Below are 19,633 nucleotides of genomic sequence, written 5' to 3'. Positions count from 1 at the left end.
GCCCGCCACCCGCTCTCGTCGTCCGGTCGTCCTCCGGCAGCCTTCCGCCGTACGGCGGTCGCATCCGGTCCGTACGCCGGTTTCTGCCCGCGACACGCCTTATGCCAACAGCATTGACCTTAACGTGTGCCATCCCGTTGCATCAGCCCTGCCCGGAGGCGTCCGCCTCCCCGCAAGGAAGGTGTTTGACGTGCGAGTACTTCTCGTGGGCGCAGGCGGCGTCGGAACCGCTGTCACCCGCATCGCGGCCCGTAGGGCCTTCCTCACCCACATGGTCGTCGCCGACTACGACCCCGCCCGGGCCGAGGCCGCCGTCGCGGCCTTGGGCGAGCGCGGCGGACGCTTCAGCGCGCTGCGCCTGGACGCGTCCGACCAGGAGGCCGTCCTGCGGGTGCTCACCGAGCAGAACTGCGACGTGCTGCTCAACGCCACCGACCCGAGGTTCGTGATGTCCCTCTTCGGGGCCGCCCTGGAGGCGGGCACCCACTACGTGGACATGGCCATGTCCCTGTCGGCGCCCCACCCGGAGCGTCCGTACGAGGAATGCGGTGTGAAACTCGGCGACGAACAGTTCGCGCTGGCGGGCCGCTGGGAGGAGAGCGGCAGGCTCGCCCTGGTCGGGATGGGCGTCGAGCCCGGGCTTTCCGATGTGTTCGCCCGCTACGCCGCCGACGAACTCTTCGACGAGATCGACGAGATCGGCATCCGTGACGGCGCGAACCTGACCGTCGAGGGCTACGACTTCGCCCCGTCCTTCAGCATCTGGACGACCATCGAGGAATGCCTCAACCCGCCCGTGGTCTACGAGCGGGACCGGGGCTGGTTCACCACCGCCCCGTTCAGCGAGCCCGAGGTCTTCGACTTCCCCGAGGGCATCGGACCGGTGGAGTGCGTGAACGTCGAGCACGAGGAGGTGCTGCTGGTCCCGCGCTGGGTGGACGCCCGCCGCGTCACCTTCAAGTACGGCCTCGGCGACGACTTCATCGCCAAGCTCAAGACGCTCCACGAGCTCGGCCTGGACTCCACCGCCGAAGTGACCGTTCCCGGCAAGGACGGGCCGGTACGCGTCTCTCCGCGCGACGTCGTCGCGGCCTGCCTCCCCGACCCCGCGACGCTCGGGGAGCGCATGACCGGCAAGACCTGCGCCGGCACCTGGGTGAAGGGCACGAAGGACGGCGCGCCGCGGGAGACGTACCTCTACCACGTGGTCGACAACGAGTGGTCCATGCGCGAGTACGGCTCCCAGGCCGTCGTCTGGCAGACGGCCGTCAACCCCGTCGTCGCCCTGGAACTCCTGGCCACCGGCGCCTGGGCCGGGCAGGGCGTCCTCGGTCCGGAAGCCCTTCCGCCGCGCCCCTTCCTCGACCTGCTGAACGCGTACGGGTCTCCGTGGGGACTGCGCGACCAGACGTGAGCCCGCCGCGGCATCGGCGCCGTCTGGTGCTCAGCGGTGCAGCCGCTGCTGCCAGTCCTGCGGGACACGGCCTGCCGGGCCCGGGGTGGGCTGGTCCGCCGGGTGGTCGCCCGGCGGCGCCAGCGCGGGGCCGGCGTCGTACAGGCCGTCGGTGGCGTAGTTCCAGTACCACTCCTCGCCGGGCTCGAAGCTCTGCACCAGGGGATGCCCGGTCGACTTCCAGTGCGCGGTGGCGTGCTGGGCCGGCGAGGAGTCACAGCAGCCGACGTGGCCGCACTGGGCGCAGCGCCGCAGGTGGAACCACCAGCCCCCCACCGCGTCGCAGTCCGCGCAGCCCGCGCCGCTGGGCCGGGCGCTCGGGTCGATTCCGTCGGTCTCGGTCATGCGGGCTCCTCGGCGGTCTCGGTCTCGGTTCCGGTCTCGGTCTCGGCTTCGGTCTGTGTTTCCGTCTCGGCTCCGGGATCGGTCTCCGGGGCGGTCAGCGGCAGCAGTACCTGGAACCGGGTGTCACCCGGGACGGACTCGACCTGGAGGCTCCCGTGGTGCTTGCTGACGACGATCCGCCAGGAGATGTCGAGGCCGAGACCGGTGCCTTCGCCGACCGGCTTGGTGGTGAAGAAGGGGTCGAAGATACGACTGCGGATGTCCTCGGGAACGCCGGGGCCGGTGTCGCGGAACTCCACGAGCAGCCGGTCGCCCTCCCGGGCCGTACGGACCGTCAGGGTGCCGTCGCCCCCGGTGCTCCCCATGGCGGACACCGCGTTGTCGATGAGGTTGGTCCACACCTGGTTCAGTTCCGCCGGATAGGCGGGCACGGCAGGAAGGGAACGGTCGTAGTCCTTGACCAGACGCACCCGGCGACCGATCTTGCCGGACAGCATCAGCAGGGTGCTGTCGAGGAGTTCGTGGACGTCGACGTCGCGGTGCGGGGCACGGTCGAGCTGCGCGTACTGCTTGGCCGCGTCCACCAGATGGGAGATGCGGTTGGTGGAGTCGTCGATCTCGTCCATCAACAGCTCTGTCTCCACCGTGTAGTTGAGCCAGCCGACGGCTCCCGGCAGGACGTCCTCGGCCACGGTCGCCGCCACCTGCTCCAGCCAGTCCGTGTCAAGACCGGCCTGGACGAAGGTGGGTGCGATCCGCCAGCCCTCCGGGATGCCGTGGTCCTCCAGCCAGTCGGCGAGCTCGTCCTCCCGGTCGGACGCCTCCAGAGGGCTCAACACCGGTGCCTTGGCGACCCGTTCGGCAGTGCGTTCCTGGATCTCGATGAGCTCGGCGAGGGCCTCCCGGGTGTAGGGGCCCCGGGCGATGACGGACAGTTTGTGCCGCATCTTGCCGACCCGCTCCCGCAGGGCGGCGGTGGCCCGGACGGCCGCCGCCGCCGGGTTGTTCAGCTCGTGGGTGAGTCCGGCCGACAACGATCCGAGCGCGAGGAGCCGTTCACGCTGGCCGATGGCGCGCTGGGTGTTCTTGGAGCCGAAGAAGAGCCCTTCCAGCAGGTGCGCCGCCATCGGGAACCATTCCCGCATGATGTCCGCGAACGACTGCGCGGGCAGCACGAAGAACCGGGTGGGCTCGGTCACCCGCATGGAGTTGTTGTACGTCTGCGGCACCCGGTCGCCCAGGTACGCCTGCATGGCACCCGCGTACACCCCGCGCTGCGAGGTGCGGCTCACCTCGACGTCGTCGCCGCCGACCCGGCGGTACAGGACGACGGTGCCCTCGATCATCACGTAGAAGCAGCCGGCCGGGTCGCCCTCGGTGTAGACGGGGCCGGGCCCGAAGAGTTCCACCCGCCCCTCGGCGCACAGCCGTCCGAGCTGCTCCGGCGAGAGCTTCTCGAAGAGGAAGAGCGAGGCGATCTCGTGCTGGTCGCAGGGCATGACCCGGCCGTTCATGACTGCTCCAGGTAACGGTGGACGAGCATCACGGCCATGGCTCCCTCTCCTACGGCGGAGGCGACGCGCTTCGCGGACTGGGCGCGGGCGTCGCCCGCCACGAACACGCCGGGAATGCTGGTCTCCAGGTGGTACGGCGGCCGGTCCAGTGCCCATTCGGCCGGCGGCCGCCCGTCCGGCGTGAGGTCGGGTCCGGCCAGGATGAAGCCGTGTTCGTCGCGCAGCACCGTCCCGTGGAGCCAGTCGGTCAGCGGGGCCGCCCCGATGAACACGAACATCCACTGGGCGTCGACGGCTTCCGTGGCGCCGGTCCCGGCGTCGCGCAGGGTCAGCCGCTCCAGGTGATCGTCGCCGTGCGCCGCCTCGACGACGGTCCTGGGCCGCACGGTGATGTTCGGCGCGTCCTCGATCTGCTGGATCAGGTAGTACGACATCGACGCCGTCAGGGACTCCCCGCGCACCAGCAGCGTCACCGACTTCGCACCCCGGGCCAGGTGTACGGCCGCCTGCCCGGCGGAGTTCGCGCCCCCGACGATGTACACGTCCTGGCCCTCGCAGGAGGACGCCTCGGTGAGGGAGGAGCCGTAGTACACGCCGCGGCCGGTCAGGTCGGCGCAGCCCGGCGCCAGGAGCTGCCGGTAGGACACCCCGGTCGCCAGGATCACGCTGTGGGCGGCGACCTCCGAGCCGTCCGAGAACCGTACGACGCGGGCCGCGCCGTTCACCTCAAGGCCCGTGACCTCGCGCGCGGTGAGGATCTCGGCACCGAAACGGCTCGCCTGTCGGCGGGCGCGTTCGGTGAGCTGCGCGCCGGACACGCCGTCGGGGAAGCCGAGGTAGTTCTCGATGCGGGAACTCTGGCCGGCCTGCCCGCCGGTCGCCGAGCGCTCGACCAGCACGGTCCGCAGTCCCTCGGAGGCCCCGTACACCGCCGAGCCGAGCCCGGCCGGGCCGCCGCCGATGACGACGAGGTCGTAGAAATCGGCGGCCGGTGTCGTCGCGAGACCCACCTGGGCGGCCAGCTCAGGGGCATCGGGCTCGACCAGTACGGTGCCGTCCGGCGTGATCACCAGGGGCAGCCGATGGCCGTCGACCCCGGCCGCCTCAAGGAGCCGCCGCCCCTCCGGCTCGTCGGAGGAGTACCAGCGGTACGGCACCTGGTTGCGGGCCAGGAACTCGCGGACGTACGAGGAGCGGGCCGACCAGCGGTGCCCGACCACCTTCGTGGCGGGAACCGGGCGGTAGTCGCTGGAGCGCCAGGCCGTGAGGAGGTCGTCCACGACCGGGTAGAGCTTCTCCTCCGGCGGGTCCCACGGCTTGAGCAGGTAGTGGTCGAGGTCGACGACGTTGATCGCGTCGATGGCCGCGTTCGTGTCGGCGTAGGCGGTCAGCAGTACGCGCCGCGCCCCCGGATACACGCCGAGGGCCTGCTCCAGGAACTCGATGCCGTTCATCTGCGGCATGCGGTAGTCGGCGAGGATCACGGCCACCAGGTCGCCCCGCAGCTTCAGCTCGCGCAGCGCCTCAAGAGCGGATTCGCCGGATTCGGCCCGCACGATCCGGTACCCGCCGCCGTAGTGGCGCCGCAGGTCGCGGGCGATGGCGCGGGACACGCCCGGGTCGTCGTCCACCGTCAGGATGACGGTCCGCGCCGCGTCGGTGGCCTGTGCCATGCGGTCTCCGCCCTGTTCGCTCCGGACGACCGGCACGACGAGCTGCCGACACCGGCTCCTGCCCATCGTATGTTCGATCGCGGAAGGCCGCTCCGGCACACGACGCACCGAGAGCGGCCTGGCCTGCCAGGTGACCGCGGCGACGACGGCTGGGGGGCTGGTACCGCAGCGGGGGAGCCCCCGGCCCTCACACTCCGGCGCAGGTCAGGGGCGCCGCCCCGTCGGCACGTAGTACGGGCGGTTGTGCGCTGCCACGGGAGGCGACTGGTACGTCCAGGCACCCGCGGCCGGTGTCCCTTCGGTCCCGTCGGTTCCGTCGCAGAGGAGGGTGAGGACGTCGGAGCCGAGATCGCTCTCCGGCGCGTGTACGGCCAGCCGTGCGCGGCCGGAGTGTTCGGGGGCGGCCAGGTCGTACCAGCGGTACGGCTGGTAGACGTTCATGGGGCCGGCCAGCAGGCGCCCCTCGCGGTCGGTGCCGTAGCCGGTGATCGGAGCGGAGTTGGCGGCGACGGGGGTGAGGCCGTCGAGGTCCGCCGTGATGTCGAGCAGGGGTCCCAGGTCGTCCCCCAGCGTGTCGTCCGGGCCGATCGCGGCCGCCTTGCACCGGATGTTCCAGGTCTCGCCGGCGGGCCCGTTGAGCGAGGGCAGGCCGACTTCGAACCGGCCCGGGAACTTGGGTTCGGCGTAGAGTTCGCGCCCGGCCCTGATCGCGAACGGGTTGTCGCAGACGACGTGCACGCGAGCGATGCCGAGCAGTTTCGTCTGGTCCCAGCCCTGCGCGTACTGGGCGTAGCTCAGGCGGGGCAGCCGGCCCTCCGCGCCCCTCGGGAACGCGATCACGTTGAACTCGATCTCCTGGGTGACGCCGCCACCGAACGCGTACTGCGCGAAATACAGCTGGTAGTTGAGCGAGACCAGCGCCCGCCCGTCCTCGAACGCGGCCGCGGTCAGCTCCGGGTGGTGCTTGGCGAGCAGCTCGCGAACCGGTCCCGGTTCGACCAGCCAGTCGATGCCCACCTGGTGCAACGCCCCGTAATGGAAAGGGAGTCGGAAGGGATCGCTGACGGGCGGCAGGGGCAGTGGGGCGGTCATGCGGAGGCTCCTCGGGAGGTCGGTGATGTCTCGCCGGCCGGGGAAGGCGGCGGAGGGGGAGCGAGGGTCACCGGGCGGTCGCGGGACGCCAGGTCCGCCTCGATGTGCTCCGCGCTCCGTAGGGCGAGCGCGGCCATGGTCAGCGTCGGGTTGGAGGTGGCCACCGAGGGCATGCTGCCGCAGCCGACCGCGTACAGACCGGGGTGGTCCCAGCAGCGTTGCCTGCCGTCCACCACCGAGGTGGCGGGGGAGTCGCCCATGATGTGGGTGCCGGCGGCATGGCCGGCCCCGCGGTATCCGTACGCGCGGCCGCCGTGCTCGAAGCGGCCCGGCCAGGCCGCCACCGGTGCGTAGTCGGTGTGGTCCTCGGCGCCGAGCAGCTCGAAGATCTGGTCCGAGACCGCCCGGGCCGCCACCATCCCCTCACGCACGTGCTCGTCGAGGTCGTACGTGACGAGGGGGCGGGGCAGGCCCAGCGCATCGCGCTCGTGCGGGTGGAGGGTGACCCGGTTCGAGGGGTCGGCGCTCTGCTCCATCTCGAACTGAAGGGTGAACTGGCGGCGGATCCGGTCACCGACCGCCCGACGCAACTCCGCCCCGAAGAGGCCCCGTTCGGCGAGGAAGTGATGCACGTCCGTGTCGACGGGTCCCTTCGCCCAGATCCAGCCCCACGTCCCGAACTCGACGCGGAACGGCGCCCGCAGGCGGCGCGCGGGGCCCGCCCGGAAGCCCTCGAAGCCGGAGACCGAGCCGGGGCCCCGGTACGGCCCGGCGTCCTCGGGCAGCAGGCCCCACGTCAGCAGGACCGGATGGTCCATCAGGTTGCGGCCGACCTGGCCGCTGCGGTCGGCGAGCCCGGAGAGCAGCAGCAGCCGGGCGTTCTCCACGGCGTGCGCGGCGAGCACCACGACGTCGGCGTGCGCGACGGACACCTTCCCGTCGTACGAGCGGTACTCCACGCCCGTGGCACGCCCGCTCGCGTCGACGAGGACCCGGCTCACCACGGACCTGTCCCGGAGCGTGACGGTCGCGCTCCAGCGCCCCTGCGTCTTGAGCGGGGTGTACTTCGCGTACGAGGGGCAGTGCGGGATGCAACTCGCACTGCCCACGCACCGGCTGTCCGGGTCCGGCCGCCCGTCCCGGCCGCGCGGCACGTAGCCGCGACCTGCGTCGTACCGGGGATCCGGGACGCCGTTGCGCGCGTGCGGGGTGCCGACCACCCTCAGTTCGACCTCGCGCCGGGCCACGGGATCCTTCACGCGCCGCCCGTCGAGGCGGGCCGAGAGGACGCGGTCCAGACGCGCGGCCGGCAGGGCCCGCATGGGGAACGCGTAGTCGTCGGGGAAGGGCAGCCCGACGTGCTCGCGCTGCTCGTCGGCGTCGGCGGCCACCCCCAACTCCTCCTCCGCGGCCCGGTAGTGGGGTTCGAGCTCGTCGTACGTGAGCGGCCACCGCCGCCCGTACCCGAAGGGCTCCGTGTCGAAGTCCTCCGGGAGCATCCGGGGCGCGAGGCCGGTCCAGACGTTGCCGGTGCCGCCGTTGACGCGGACGTATCCGCTGGCGTACGGGAGCGGACCGTCCTGCCGGAGGTGACCGGACGCCCGGTACCCGGGGATCCCGTCCGTGCCGGCCAGATCCGACACCTCGGGCCAGGGGGCTGCCGGATGGGGCCGGAAGGGGAAGCCGGTGCTGGGCGGGTCCGAGGCCGGTTCCCCTTCGTGGCCGGGGCCTGCCGCGCCGGTGGCGTCTGGAGGGCCTGCGGCGCTCGCCGTACCCGCCGTGCCTGCTGTGCCCGCCTCAAGGACCAGGACCCGTCGGCCGAGCCGACCGATCCGGTGGGCGACGAGCGAGCCCGCGACGCCGGCGCCCACGACGATGACGTCGTATCGCGTCACGGGCCGCTCCCCTCGGCCGTGGAGCCCGGTCCCGAACGGTCGGGCGCGGCGGCCCAACTTCCGTAACCCCCGGGGTCGGTGGCGGGAGCCCTGACGCCGGCCGCCTTCCACACCAGGCCCTCGGCGTAGGCGCGCGGGGACACCACGAACGGCGGTGACCCCGGCCAACTGCCCGTGTACCAGAGATAGGTCACCTCCCGGGCGGCCTGTCTCAGCTCCCCGTCCACGACATCGTCCGGCCATGCCGGCACCTCGCGCAGCAGCCGCCCGTATCGCCGGGGGCCGAGCCGCTCCGAGGCCACCGCACGGTACACATCGGTCAGCCCCGTGGCCGCCAGGTCCTCTTCGTCGAAACCGGTCAGCCGCGCCGACAGGGCGGTGAAGCGCTGTGTCTCGTCTGTGATGGGCACGCGGGCATCGGTGCCCCGCCGCTTGCCGGGCCATGCGCCGCGCCCCATGAAGGGCTTGATCACGCCCCTGGGCGCTACCCCTGGGCGCTCCCCCGGAGAGGGCCGCGCACGGATGGGCCGAGTTCCCGGGTGGGCGGCGACGAAGAGGAGCGGGCACTCCCCGGCTGGCGTGTGCTGGTCGTCGGGGGTGCGTCGGGGATGGGCAAGACCCGGGCCAGCCGGGCCTTGGCGCGGCGGTACGACGTCCCCGTCGTGGACAGCGAAGCGCACTTGGTCTCCCACTACCTGGCGCGTGAGCCGGAGGAGGGGCCACAGCACCATCCAGCGCGGGTGAGCGTCCTCTACGGACGATGGCTGGCCGAACAGGCGCATGCCGTGGGGGTACCGGTGGTCGCAGCGCGCTCTCGGCACGACTGCTCTCCGCACCTGAGCCGCCCGCGCCTGAGCCGGCCTGTACCCGGGCGGCCGCCCGCGCCCGCGCTCCGCGCGTCGGCCGGAGGCTTCCCGAGTCACCCGTTTGTCCACCCTGCCTGGCCGGAACGGTGCGGGAGGGTTTGTCTGAGTCCAACTGCGAGGAGGCAACCGTGCCGGACGACGAGAGCACGAACGAGCTTGCGGCGTTGCGAGCCCGGATCGCCGCACTGGAAGCAGACGCGGCCCGCGCGCCCCGGCGCCATCGTGGCCGCTCGTTCCTGGCCGCCGTCCTGATCGTGATCGGCTGCCTGCTCGCCCCGCTGGGCATCGTCGCCTCCTGGACCGCCGACATCGTCGGCGACACCGACCGGTACGTCTCCACCGTCGCCCCGCTCGCCTCCGACGAGGACGTGCAGGTGGCGGTCGCGAACCGGGTGACGGGCGCGGTCATGGAGAAGATCGACCTGCAGGACCTCCTGGAAGGGGTCGCCCCCGACCAGCGCCCGCTGCTCGCCAAGGCGCTGGGGAAGCTGGGCGGATCGCTGGAGAGCGCGATCCGCAGCTTCGTCCACGAGAAGACGCAGGAGGTCGTCGCCTCGGACGCCTTCAAGACGGTCTGGACCGACGCGAACAGGGCGATCCACACCTCGCTCGTCCGCGCCCTGACGGGCAGCGGTGACGGAGCCGTACAGATCAACAACGACACCGTTACCGTCGACCTCGCGCCCGTGATCGAACGGGTCAAGGAGCGGCTGGTCGACTCCGGGCTCACCGTCGCCGGCAAGATCCCCGAGATCCACACCGACTTCACCGTCGTCAAGTCCGACGACATCGGCAAGGTCAAGACCGGTTTCCGGCTGCTGCAGATCATGGGGGTGTGGCTGCCCCTTCTCGCCCTCCTGCTGATCGCCGCGGGCATCCTGCTCTCCACCCACCGCCGTCGCACCCTGATCGCCTCGGCACTCGGCCTGGCCTTCGCGGCCCTGGTCCTCGGCGTCGGCCTGACCGTGTTCCGTACGGTCTACCTCAACGCACTGCCCGACACCGTCTCCCAGCCCGCGGCCGAGTCCGTCTACGACGCGCTGATCCACTTCCTGCGCACCACGGTCCGCATGGTCATCGTCCTCGGCGTGGTGCTCGCCCTGGCCGCCTGGCTCACCGGTCCCAGCCGCCCCGCCGTCGTCACCCGCCGCATCTGGAACTCCGGCATCGTCGCCACCCGGAGCGCGGCGGACGGATTGGGTCTGCGCACAGGACCGGTCGGCCCGTTCGTCCGTCGCCACCGCAAGTGGATCACCTGGATCCTGGTCGGGATCGCCGTACTCGTCTACATCCTGTGGGACCACCCCACCGGCTGGGTCGTCGTCGGTCTCGCCCTGTGCCTGCTCGTCGCCTTCGCGGTGACCGGGTTCCTCGCGGCCGAGCCTTCGGACACGGACACGGACACCGACGCCGGCACCGATGACGAAGTGCGGACGCAGGCGTAGGGGCGGATGCCGGGAGAAGGCCGCAGGGCGGCCCTTGCGACACGATGGCGACTGCTGCGTGCGGGGGCCGAGGCGCGCCTGCCCGTCCTGACCGAGATCGCGAGCCGGTTGTTGTCCGGGAACCTGCTGGACGCGGGCACCCGCCTGGCGGCTCAGGCGTTCCTGGCCGCCGTGCCGCTCCTCTTCGCCGTCGCGGCGTTCGCCCCGCACTCGGTACGTGACCAGCTGAGGGAATCCCTGCGCGCGATGTTCGGACTGAGCGGTCGTTCCGACGTCGAGCTGCAGCAGGTGCTCGGTGACTCCGCCGACGGCGACCTGAAGGAGACGACGGGTACGGTCGGTCTGGTCGTCGCACTGGTCTCGGCGACCAGCTTCAGCCGGGCGATGGCCCGGGTCTGCGAGCGGGCCTGGGCGCTGCCCAAATCCAAGACGCGGGTCGCGGTCTGGCGTTGGGTGGTGTGGCTGCTGGCTCTGCTGCTCGTGGTCCTGATGCAGGGGCCGATGCGGGACGGCTTCGGGGCGGGCCTGTGGGTCGGCGTGCCGGTCTTCTTCCTCGTGAGCACCGGGATCTGGATGTGGACCCAGCACCTGCTCCTCGCCAACCGCGTCCGATGGCTGCCGCTGCTGCCGGGTGCGGTCCTGGCGGCGACGGCCACGAGCGGGCTGGCGCTGACGGCGCGCTTGTACATGCCCACCGCGTTCAACAGGGCGCTGGGGGAGTACGGATCCCTGGGGCTCGTCCTCACCATGCTGTCCTGGCTGATCGTCGTGTGCGCGGCGGTCACCTTCGCGTTCACCATCGGGGCGGTGCTCGCGCAGGAACCGCCCCTGTGCCACTACTTGGGGATGGTGTACGAGGAGCGGACAGAGGCGGACAACCACGGTCCGACGGAGGAGCCCCCGGCCGGGAACTCGTGACCTGCCGCTTCCGCGGCCGCCGCCGATCAGGCCCTCGACGACCGGCGGCGTCGGGGTCCTCAGCCCGTGCGGAGGATCCGGAAGCGACCGGGTTCCGCCGGATCTCGATCAACGACCTGGACGGGCGGCCAGGCCCACTGCCACACGCTGATGCCCGGCGGCCGGGAGAACCGGATCCGACCGCGGGTGCCTTCGACCGCGACGCCCGGCCAGGATTCGGCGATGCGCTTCCGGTCCGTGCCGTGGGAACGCAGCACGTCGGCGAGGACGGCGATCGTGTCGTAGCCCTCGAAGGCGACGAAGGAGGGCGCTTCGCCCAGCCGTTCACGGAGGGCCGTCCCGACGCGTGCACCGAGTGGGCCGAGCCGCTCGGGGAGGTAGCGCAGGAAGGGGATCCCGGCGCCGTCGGCGCCCAGGAGCGTCGCCCATTCGGCGAACTCCGGCTGCCCGGCCGGAGCGCCCAGCACGGTTTCGGCGAGGCGCGGGTCGCGGCGGACGGCCTTGACGATCGGCACCGCCGGCTCCGGGTGGCCGACCAGCAGAAGGAGGGCGGTCGCGCGGTGCTCGACGAGTGCGTCGCACACCGCCGCGGGGGTGAGCCCGCGCATGTCGAGCTCGATGACCGTGCCGCCGCGTGGGGCGAGGTGGTCCCGCAGAATCCCGGCCCCGGATGCCCAGTAGACACTCGGATCGGCGGCCACGGCGATCCGGCTGTGGCCGGCGTCGAGGAGGAAGTCCGCGTAGATCCGCCAGCCGTGGGACTGCGCCGGGGCGACGCGTGCGACCCACTCCGTCGGCTGGTCGGTGAGCGCGTCGAGAACGGCTGACGAGCAGAGGAACGGCAGACCCAGGGCGTCGGCCCTGGCGGCAGCGGCGCGGGCGACGACGCTGTGGTACTCGCCGGCCACGGCGGCCACGCCGAGGCCCTCCAGTTCGTCCACGGCCGCAGCGGCCCTCTGCGGATCGGCGGCGGTGTCGCGGACCACCAGCTCGACGGGCCGTCCGGCGATCCCACCGGCGTCATTGACCTCGCGCACGCCCAGTTCGAGTCCGGCGAGCACGTGCCGGCCCGCATCGACCCAGCCGGGCCGGGTCAGCGGAACGAGAGCACCGATCTTGACGGAGGAGTCGGATGATCCGTCAGCGCGCTCCGCTGCGGGCGGCGATGGTGGTGTGTGCATGCGGCGCGTCCCCCGAGTGACGAATCGGTCGCCACTCGCCCCGACAGCAGAGTGAACGTCATCGGCGCCGAGACTAGTCGAGCCCCTGGTCGAGCGATCGGAGGAGGGTGCCGTCACGGGCGCGACCGGTATCAAACGCCGGGCGGAAGGCTCACGTTCTTCCTCCACGGCACGCCGCCGTGCGCACGACGGCGCGGCCTTGTCGCCGTCGTGGTGCACGGTACGAGATGTCGACCGTGCCCCGTCCCTGGTGCAGGTGGGAACGACCGCGTGCACGCGTGCGGACCCCGGGGGAATGCCGTGGACACCTCCTCGTACACTGCGATCAACTCCCGGTCAGGTGTCGGCGCGAAGCGCTGGAAGGGGCCTAGTGGTGGCAACGCTTTCCGAGATAAGCGCCCTGTTGGGTGAGTCCACGTTCAACTGGTCGGATCCGGCGCCATGGACCGCAAGGGAGCGGGAATTCGGCATCGAATTCCCGGCGGACTTCCGTGAGATCATCGACGCCTACGGTTCGATCGAGATCAACGGACAGTTGTATCTGAAGCACCCGGCCGAGCACCTTCTGCATGATCTGGGCACGATGATCAGGGCGGACCTCGAATTCTGGCGCGAGGAGGACATGGCCGAGTTCCTGCCCGGCCCGGCTGGAACGAACCCCGGTGAGTTGATCCCGGTGGCGACGGCCACGACGGGGGAAATGATCTTCCTCCGCATCCCTGACGACTCCTCGTCCCCGTGGCGCGTCGTGGTCCAGGAAATGGACAGTCCGTCCTGGACTCTCTACGAGATGACGTTCAGCGAGTGGTTGCTGGCCTATCTCAAGGGGAGGGACGTGACGTTGTGCTCTCGCGACCGCGCACCCGACGGCCCTTTCTACGAGTTCCTGCCCTAGAGGTGAACGCCGTGGTATCCGCTGCCCTGACGGGCAGGGGATACCACCGTGTGAGGGGCCGTCACGGCGTTTGTCGGACCGTCCAGACCGTCCAGGTCGACACGGGTGACAGTGATTCCTCTATGGCCTCCAGCCGGGCACGCCACCCGTCCAGCCCCAGCTTCTGGGCCAGTACCACGGCCGGCGCGACACCCCACCGCAGGACCGGCACGGTGCCTGCGTCGGCCCAGCGCTCGAGGTCGGCGCGCACGGACTTCGGCGCGGAGGCGTTCGACCGAAGCGCTGTCGCGCCCTCCAGTACGGCCATGTCGCAGATGTCGGAGCCCCGCTCGCTCAGGAGTTTCAGGAGGCCTCTGGTGTACTTGTCCTCGCCGGCGGCGTAGCAGGCGTAGGCGCGGGCCAGGGTCAGGGCCGGATCGGGTGCCCAGGTCTTGTCCGCAGTGAACAGTCTCTTGGGATTGTGACCGCTCAAGTTCCCCAGTGAAACGAGGGCGTCCCATTCCGGGGTCGGAATTGTCGAGAGTGGTTCCACCCGGGTCGCCCTGTCGCTGATGTCGAGCGCCAGGGGTAGCGAGGGATGGAGAGGGAATGTCACGCCCGTGCCGGTTCCGGGGAGTGACACGCAGGTCCCCCATGCGGATTCCTTCGGATACGTCGTGATCAGCCACTTGCCGGTTCGACGGTCGAGATCGATGACGGAATATCCGGGAAGTTCTTCCCAGACCTCAGGCTGGATGATCACCCTGAGTGGCGCCAAGCTGTTCCCGATGGTGCGAGGCAGCGGTACGGTCTTCTCGGTCCCCGCGAAGACCTCGACCATCTCGGACCAGGATCCCCAAGGTAGGTCGACCCTCACCTGGACGTGGCCTGGTGACACGCTGAACAATGGGTCCGCCTCGATCTCCCGTATGGCCCGCTCGGTCTGGCCGACGGTTACGGTGGGAGTGTCTGTGACAGCGCCGACCAGTTGTCCCGTTCCGCCTTCGGGCAGCACGACCCTGACTGCCGTGCGATCGGGGAATTCCGATGATTCGCGGATCGTGGTCGATATGTCGTCCGGTGTCACGGAGGCAAAGGTGGTGGCGACCTCCGATGCGAACTGCATGAGCAGTTCCCGGTCTCCGTACCGTCCTGAAATATAGAGGCCCCCCTCTTCTTCTGTGACCTCGATCCTGTTCGGCGGATTCCGCAGGTACTTCCGGATGCTCCCACGGAGTTCGTGAGAAGTGGAGGAGGTGAGGCTGCCGCTGGAGTCGACGTTTCCGACGAAGACCCATGCGGTGTCGTCGTCCATCGGCTTCCTGGAGGACCGGTAGGTGTCGGGCCGGGGCGGCAACGACCATCTCCTGCCGCGCAGTCGGCCTTCCGGCGGCGAGTCCGGTGGAGACCCCGGCGGGTCCGGCTTCAACTTGAAGACGATCTCGCTGTCGCTGTCGCCGATGTGAATCCGACGTTCGGCCGGCTTTCGCCAGCCCGAGTTGTCCTTGAGCCGGCAGGTCACGCTCAGGCTCGTCTCGTGGGGGAGGTGGTTCTCGAAGGGCAGCTCCACCGTCGTACGAGGCGGTACGGGAGCCTCTCTGCGCCAATAGGGCGCGTCGTCCACCCGTACCAGTATCTCGCGCACATCCTTCGCGGCAGAGGCGGGTGTCACGGATATGGACATGCGCGCAGCGGGAGTCGGAGGGAGGTGAAGGGGCCAGACATTCTGGGCCGTACCTGCTCCGTACACCTGCACCCCGGGGGTCTGGCGGATGCGTTTCGTCCACGCGGTTTCCGCTACCTCCGGACCGACGACTTCCGTCACCGCCCTGCGCAGGTCGATGCTGACGTCACCGCTGTCGAAATCCAGGTGGAGAGTCCGAGGGGTCGGATTCTGTGTGTCGATGATCTTAAGCAACTTCTTGAGGAAGAGGCCTCGCCCCTCTATCTCCATCGCCATCTCGCTCTGCTGGCATGCGAAGCAGAAGACCAGCGTGTTGCCGGCCTTGGCGTTGAAGCCCGAGAACGGCATCCCTGCGACGACCCTGGATCGCTCGCTCTCGGTAAAGGGAACATTCTGGCAGCCGTCCATGATCAGCAATTGTTCCGGGAAATCCATGGACCGGAACAATTCAATGTGCTCCTCGATGCCGAGGTTGTGGAACACGCCCTTTTCCTTGGGTGATGCCTCGCAGGTGACGAAGAGCCTCTTCGTGGCGGGATCATAGATGCCGTGCCCCGAAAGGAATACGAACAGGTGACTCCCGTGCACCTCGCGAAGCTTTTCAAGGGATTTCGTTATATCGGCCTCCGTCGCATTCTCCCAGGGCACTACCGGGTCCAGTGATGTGAGCAACGGGCGACTTGTCTCTGTCGGCTGTGCATGCAAAAGGATGCGTTGATCAGGAACCCCCGCCTTCCGTAGCCACTCCACCGATTGGCATGCATCTTGCACGGCGCCGCCGAGATCGTTGATATCCGGATGGTCGTAGGCATCGATTCCGACCACCAGCGCCCAGCTATCCTCATATGTGCCGGTCATGGCCAGTTATCTTTGATCAAAGCGTAGGTGGCTGCGTGGGCCCAGTAGGCGCTGTGCGATTCCGGGAACGGGACTCCGGCATCGACATCCCTGTCGACGATTCCGCTCACCCCGTCGAAGGCGGGGGCCGCGCGGAAGGACAGGAAATCCGCTGGACTGTAGATGTTCAGCCAGGGAGTGAACGGCTTCGCGTTCTTGCCGGGTTCGAGTGACACCAGGGCGTCCAGCAGATACAGGTACGGTGCCTGTGAACCGGCCGTCACCAGCAGGTCCACGTGTGGAGCGTCGTCGCCGGACAGCAGATCCACCATGGCGATCCCGCCGAGACTGTGTCCCACGACGACGACAGGGCCGTTCGGAGGCAGGTCGGAGATGGCGGTGGCAAGAACTTCGCGGACCGCTTCCCCGCGACGTATGTAGAACGCCACGTCGCGAATGAAGTCGGAGAAGGGGTCCATGAGCTTCGCCCGGTGTTCCTTGGCCTTGGCGTTGCCGATGCGCACCGCCAGAGGTCCGAGGACCTTCCAGAGCGATTGTGTGACGACTCCCCTGGTGGGGGCGCCGGACAATGTGTCGCTGACCGCGTCGACGAATTGTGTTCGCTCGTCACCGGAAATCGCTATGGGCGACAGCTTCGGAGGAACAGCGATGCGGTGACCGCGCAGGATGAAGGCGACGACGGATCGCGAGACGGCATCGAGCAGTAGCTTCTGCTCATTGGCGTCGACCGGCTCGTCCTTATTGCGGGCGCGGTCCATCGCTCTGACGATTCCGATCAGGACATCGGAATCGCGTACCGAAGTGATGGCCGAGCGCAGCTCCTCGTCGGTGACCCCTGCGGCTTTGAGCGCGCCTTGTGGCACCGCGGCCCCGTCCATCCGTTGCTGCACTTCGACTTGCAGCGGTACGACACCGAGCACGACGTCCGCCGGTCCGGGACGGGCGGCGGCGCGTATCCGCAGTTCGATGAGCGGGTCTTCGATGAGCAGCCCCCAGGTGGCTGCTTCGCTCTCGCCGCTTTCAGGCGCCTCGACCTCCATTGCCGCACGTGTACTCACTGAGGATTCCGGCAGGATGGGTGTCACGTCGAGGTCGGCCGGCCCGACCTTCTCGCCCCAGTGTGGTGCGGATACGGACTCCCGAGGCAGGCCCAGCCCCTCCATGCCGGTGCGTACTTTCTCCAGTGTGTCTTTGACGCCTTCACGGACCCCCGTGCCATGCACGAATACCAATGAGCCCTCCATAGCTCCTCCTGGGCATCTGAAGTACACCGGCGGGAGCACGTCGACGGGAAGGCTTGTCCGCGGTCTGGTCTCGCATCGGTGCCAGGGCGGTTCTTCTTCCAGCTTGCGACCGTTGTGATCCCCTGTCCATCGCGCCGGGAGTGGACGGGAGTAGAGTGAATTCAGCGCGTCCATGCCCAGGAGTGGCGCGTCCCTGCCCAGGAGTTCGGCGCCTAGAGGTGGGCAGAGTGGTGGAACGTAACACTTTTGCACTGGAAATCTCCGGCGGCCACGGCCGCTATTCGGTCAGTGCGACGACAGGAACTGAGACCCCCGTCATTGTTTCTGACGTCGCTTTGGACGTGGAAAACATCAGAGAGCGCTCCGGGGCGCTCCAGGACAGCTCGGGATCCACCTCGATGGCGAGCAGATCGCCAAGGGGGTCCTTCGCCACGCGGGACCTGTCCGCCCGGGAGATCGGCGACGAGCTCTTCGGGGCGCTCTGTCCCGGTGATGTGGGCGAGCTCTATGCCGACCGGCGACGGAGGGCCGCCGCCCGGGGTGAGAACCTGCGGATGATGCTCCGCATGGACACCCCGGAGTTGACCACACTGCCCTGGGAGTTGATCCACAGTCAGGACTTCGGCTACCTGTGCCTGGAGGACGAGGTCGTGCGTTGTGTCGACCTGTCCGACCCTCACGGTCCGACTCCGACGGAACCTCCGGTCCAGGTGACGGGACTCGTGTCAGCGCCCCCGTTCGAGCGGTCGCTGGACGTGCTGGGCGAGGAGCGCAATCTGCGGAGAAGTCTGAGGGGGCTGGTCGAAGGAGGAGTCGCCCAACTGCGCTGGGTGCAGGCGCGTAACTGGACGAGGATGCTGGACGAGTTCACTTTCAGGTCCGCCGGATGCCATGTGCTCCACTACGTGGGCCATGGCGAGTACGACGAAGAGCATCAGGCGGGTGCGCTCGTCTTCAGCGACCAGCAGGGCCGGAAGCGGCTCATCCATGGCGATGCCATGGGCAAGGCCATCAAGCAGGCGCGTCTGAAGCCGCAGCTCGTGGTTCTGAACGGGTGCGAGACGGGGAAGGGGAGCCACGACGAGCTGTACTCCAGTGTGGCTGCGGAATTGCTGAAGTTCGTCCCGGCCGTGGTCGCCATGCAGTTCGCGGTGTCCGACCGCGCTGCGGTCGCGTTCTCCCGCTTCTTCTACCAGGCGCTGGTCGGCCTCGGGCGCCCCGTCGACGTGGCGGTGCACCACGGGCGAGTCGCGATGCTGCTGCACGACGACCAGAGCCTCGAGTGGGCGACACCGGTGCTGTACGTGCGCAGCGACAAGGACGTCCGACTGTTCGACGTCGTGCAGCAGACGCCGAACTTCGAGAGGGCTGTCGAGAGCGTGCGGCGCGACGAAGAGCGACTCATCGCGGCCCAGGCCTCCAGGAGCACGCAGATCCACGGAAATCCGGTACTGATCCAGAAGAGACCCGCAGGCGACTCGACTGCCGGCGAGCGGCGGAAGTTCACTCGGACCGACTTCGAGCTGGTCTTTCCCGGGCCGCGGAACGGGATCGTCTCCATGCGCCGGAAGAACGGCATACGCGGCGTTCCCTGGGGACCGCCCAACTTCATTCTTCCCCGGCTCGGGAAGGTCGACGCGATCGGCATGGTGGAGAGCAGACTCGGCGAGGGGAGGAGCAGTCTCGAAGTCGTCGCGAGAACAGGGGAGGAGCTGGAGTTCGCCTGGAACGACAGCGCGGACCCCGCCGATTGGCATGTGCTGCCGACGCCCATAGCCGGACGGGCGTCCGGCATTCCGGCGCTCGTCCAGTCCCGGCACGGCGATCCCGGCGACTTCCACCTGCTGTGTCCTGCCGCGGGCGGTGGCCTGATGTTCATGCTTCGCAGGAACGACACGGAGGGCTATCCATGGACCGCTCCCTACGTGTTCGCCCCGGGCTTGGGAGAGGTCGCGGCGGTGGGCATGGTGGAGAGCGATCTCGGCGGCGGTCGGGGTGGTCTGGAAGTCGTCGTGAGGACGGGGGAGGAGCTTCGGTTCCTCTGGAACGAGACCGCGGAACCGACCGACTGGCATGAGCTGAAGGACCCGATCGCCCGTGGGGCGACGGGCAACCCGGTACTGATCCAGGATCGCACCACAGAACCCGGCGACCTCCTGCTGGCATGCCCCGCAGTGCACGGCGGGATGTTGTTCCTCCGTCGCAGGAACGATGCCGACGGCCTGCCGTGGAGCATGCCCTACTTCGCGGCGCAGGAGCTGGAGGTCACCGCCTTGACCATGATCCAGAGCACCTACGGCGGCAAGGACGGCAGACCAGGGGGCAATCTGGAACTCATCGCCCGGGTGGGCGACTCGCTGGAGTTCTTCTGGAAGGGACCGCGCCCGGAGTTCTGGGTCCACAACACCTTCGGCCCACAGCACCCGCTGGTGGAGACGCTGGCATCCTCCGAGTCCGCGACCATCTGACGGACCGTCGGCGAAGCGTCGAGCATTTTCCTCGCCTGCTCCCCTTACGTGCCGCGGGGTTTCCCCTTAGCCTCTCCAGAACTCGCAAGTTACCGGCCGGTCAATGAATCATTGGCAGGCGCA

The 19,633-nt window shown here is 69.3% G+C and carries 14 protein-coding genes; 5 read left to right on the top strand and 9 right to left on the bottom strand.

The genetic code is table 11. From position 1 onward, the window contains the following. Positions 1 to 190 precede the first annotated feature (190 nt). Positions 191 to 1,414, top strand: coding sequence for a saccharopine dehydrogenase family protein (locus OG514_RS36005; RefSeq protein WP_266902026.1), 1,224 nt, complete (start codon positions 191 to 193; stop codon positions 1,412 to 1,414). Between the two features lie 30 nt (positions 1,415 to 1,444). Here OG514_RS36005 and OG514_RS36000 read toward each other — a convergent pair whose 3' ends face one another. The 6 genes from OG514_RS36000 to OG514_RS35975 form a co-directional block, all read right to left on the bottom strand. Further along, on the bottom strand, positions 1,445 to 1,798 hold the full coding sequence (locus tag OG514_RS36000; protein WP_266902024.1) for a UBP-type zinc finger domain-containing protein: 354 nt from the start codon (positions 1,796 to 1,798) through the stop codon (positions 1,445 to 1,447). Continuing rightward, complete coding sequence (locus OG514_RS35995; protein WP_266902022.1) at positions 1,795 to 3,312, bottom strand: ATP-binding protein; 1,518 nt, start codon at positions 3,310 to 3,312, stop codon at positions 1,795 to 1,797. The genes OG514_RS36000 and OG514_RS35995 overlap by 4 nt, the downstream gene beginning before the upstream one ends. Continuing rightward, positions 3,309 to 4,985, bottom strand: coding sequence for an FAD-dependent oxidoreductase (locus tag OG514_RS35990; RefSeq protein WP_266902020.1), 1,677 nt, complete (start codon positions 4,983 to 4,985; stop codon positions 3,309 to 3,311). The genes OG514_RS35995 and OG514_RS35990 overlap by 4 nt, the downstream gene beginning before the upstream one ends. A gap of 204 nt (positions 4,986 to 5,189) precedes the next feature. Then, positions 5,190 to 6,077, bottom strand: a complete 888-nt coding sequence (locus OG514_RS35985; protein ID WP_266902018.1) for a hypothetical protein — start codon at positions 6,075 to 6,077, stop codon at positions 5,190 to 5,192. Next, the gene (locus OG514_RS35980; RefSeq protein WP_266902016.1) at positions 6,074 to 7,972 is read right to left on the bottom strand and encodes a GMC family oxidoreductase; all 1,899 of its coding nucleotides are present in this window, start codon (positions 7,970 to 7,972) and stop codon (positions 6,074 to 6,076) included. The genes OG514_RS35985 and OG514_RS35980 overlap by 4 nt, the downstream gene beginning before the upstream one ends. Further along, positions 7,969 to 8,382 carry a hypothetical protein gene (locus OG514_RS35975; protein ID WP_266902014.1) on the bottom strand — a complete coding sequence of 138 codons (414 nt, stop codon included), beginning with the start codon at positions 8,380 to 8,382 and terminating at the stop codon, positions 7,969 to 7,971. The genes OG514_RS35980 and OG514_RS35975 overlap by 4 nt, the downstream gene beginning before the upstream one ends. 584 nt (positions 8,383 to 8,966) lie before the next feature. Here OG514_RS35975 and OG514_RS35970 point away from each other — a divergent pair. Beyond that, positions 8,967 to 10,283 carry a hypothetical protein gene (locus tag OG514_RS35970; protein WP_266902012.1) on the top strand — a complete coding sequence of 439 codons (1,317 nt, stop codon included), beginning with the start codon at positions 8,967 to 8,969 and terminating at the stop codon, positions 10,281 to 10,283. 6 nt (positions 10,284 to 10,289) lie between these two features. Further along, positions 10,290 to 11,201, top strand: coding sequence for a YhjD/YihY/BrkB family envelope integrity protein (locus OG514_RS35965; RefSeq protein ID WP_266902010.1), 912 nt, complete (start codon positions 10,290 to 10,292; stop codon positions 11,199 to 11,201). A gap of 59 nt (positions 11,202 to 11,260) precedes the next feature. On the opposite strand, the gene OG514_RS35960 is transcribed toward OG514_RS35965, so the two are convergent. Further along, a complete protein-coding gene (locus OG514_RS35960) occupies positions 11,261 to 12,382 on the bottom strand; it encodes an ABC transporter substrate-binding protein (RefSeq protein WP_266902008.1) in 1,122 nt (373 codons plus the stop codon). Between the two features lie 373 nt (positions 12,383 to 12,755). On the opposite strand from OG514_RS35960, the gene OG514_RS35955 reads away from it, so the two are divergent. Beyond that, positions 12,756 to 13,277, top strand: coding sequence for an SMI1/KNR4 family protein (locus OG514_RS35955; protein WP_266902006.1), 522 nt, complete (start codon positions 12,756 to 12,758; stop codon positions 13,275 to 13,277). Between the two features lie 61 nt (positions 13,278 to 13,338). Here the strand turns inward: OG514_RS35955 and OG514_RS35950 are convergent, their stop codons facing one another. Together OG514_RS35950 and OG514_RS35945 are read right to left on the bottom strand one after the other, a co-directional pair. Next, positions 13,339 to 15,798, bottom strand: coding sequence for a caspase family protein (locus OG514_RS35950; RefSeq protein ID WP_266902004.1), 2,460 nt, complete (start codon positions 15,796 to 15,798; stop codon positions 13,339 to 13,341). Next, positions 15,795 to 17,042 (bottom strand): hypothetical protein, encoded by a 1,248-nt coding sequence (locus OG514_RS35945; protein ID WP_266902002.1) that lies wholly within the window; start codon positions 17,040 to 17,042, stop codon positions 15,795 to 15,797. The genes OG514_RS35950 and OG514_RS35945 overlap by 4 nt, the downstream gene beginning before the upstream one ends. 227 nt (positions 17,043 to 17,269) lie before the next feature. Between OG514_RS35945 and OG514_RS35940 the strand changes: the two genes are divergently transcribed. Beyond that, positions 17,270 to 19,510: a CHAT domain-containing protein gene (locus OG514_RS35940; RefSeq protein ID WP_266902000.1), complete on the top strand. Its 2,241-nt coding sequence runs from the start codon at positions 17,270 to 17,272 to the stop codon at positions 19,508 to 19,510. Positions 19,511 to 19,633: the final 123 nt, after the last annotated feature.

The organism is Streptomyces sp. NBC_00572 (genome assembly GCF_026341815.1).
In the GTDB taxonomy this organism is placed as follows: domain Bacteria; phylum Actinomycetota; class Actinomycetes; order Streptomycetales; family Streptomycetaceae; genus Streptomyces.
The sequence above is the reverse complement of the archived record's forward strand: the minus strand, read 5'-3'. Positions and strand labels throughout refer to the sequence as shown.